Raw genomic sequence first — 1,280 nt, 5'->3', positions numbered from 1 at the left:
CCTATGAGGACGACAGCTACGGCGCCGGATTCAAGCCGGGCCACGATCACGGCGACGCGCGCGCCTATGCGGCGGCGAAGCCGGCTGAAATGCTCGCAGCCCCAGCGCCGGTTTCCCAGGCCGCCGCGACGGGCGGCTTCGATATGGACAACCTGCCCGGCAGCCGGCCGGTCGCGCAGGCCGACGATTTCGCGGTCGATGAGCTCGACTACGACCCCGAGCTTGACCAGGAGATGGCGGTGCCGGGCCTTGCCGAGCGTGAGGCCGCTAGGCCGCGCGGCCGTGGCGTGCTGATCGCCGCCGTGGTCGGCGCCGTGGCCCTGGCCGGTGGTCTTGGCGCCTTTGCCTTGTCCTTTGGCGGCAAGGGCGGCAGCGAGGCGCCGGTTATCGTCAAGGCCGACAACGCGCCAATCAAGGTCAAGCCGGAGAATCCGGGCGGCACGGTGGTGCCGAACCAGGACAACAAGGTCTACGACGCGGTGGTCAAGGGTACCAAGCCGGCCGAGCCGGTGCAGGAAAAGCTGGTCACCAACACCGAAGAGCCAGTCGATGTGAAAGCCAAGGAGCCGGAGAGCCGCGTCGTCGATCTTTCGCCGGCCGATACCGACGCCGCTGCGGGCACGGACGCCGTGGGCAATGCCGCCGCGACGGCGATGCCGGGCGTGGATGCGCCGGGCAGCGCCGATGCGGCGCCGGCGCCGAAATCCGAGGATCGCATAGCCCAGGTCCTGCAGGAAGCCGACAAGGGGACCAATCCGGAAGTCGTCGCCGTCGCGCCACGCAAGGTCAGGACCATGATGGTCAAGCCCGATGGCTCGCTGGTTGCGCGCGAGGATCCTGCACCCGAGGCTGCTTCGCAGGTTGCTGCCGCCGAACCGGCCGATCCGGCGCCGCAGCATGTCGCCCCCGCGGCGCAGGCCGGCGCCGAGCAGACCGGCACAGTGGCGCCGGCGACCGATCAGGCGAGCGATCAGCCGACCGACCAGGTTGTCAGCGCCGACCAGACCGAGGCCGCACAGCCGCTCAAGCCGGCCGAGGCGCCAAAGGCCGAGGCGAAGGCCGAAGCCAAGACGCAGGCCGCCCACACCCAGTCGGCCAACACGCCGGCCACTGTTCCGGTGGCGCCGCAGCGTCCGTCCGACCAGCCGGTCGACGTCGTCGGCGAGGTGAAGCCCGACCAGGTCGCCTCCATATCGCCGAGCGCAGCAGCGGCAGGTGGTGGTTCGTGGTCGATGCAGATCGCCTCGCAGCCGACGGTTGAAAGCGCGCAGTCCACATAC

Annotated in this window: 1 pseudogene; it reads left to right on the top strand. The window is 70.2% G+C overall.

The window, feature by feature from the left end:
• A pseudogene (locus EOA33_RS36105) lies at positions 1-1,280 on the top strand (SPOR domain-containing protein); the annotation flags it as partial.

Origin of the sequence: Mesorhizobium sp. M4A.F.Ca.ET.050.02.1.1 (assembly GCF_003997725.1) — a bacterium.
In the GTDB taxonomy this organism is placed as follows: Bacteria; Pseudomonadota; Alphaproteobacteria; order Rhizobiales; family Rhizobiaceae; genus Mesorhizobium.
Note: the sequence above shows the minus strand (reverse complement) of the source record. Positions and strands in the feature narration are given on the sequence as shown.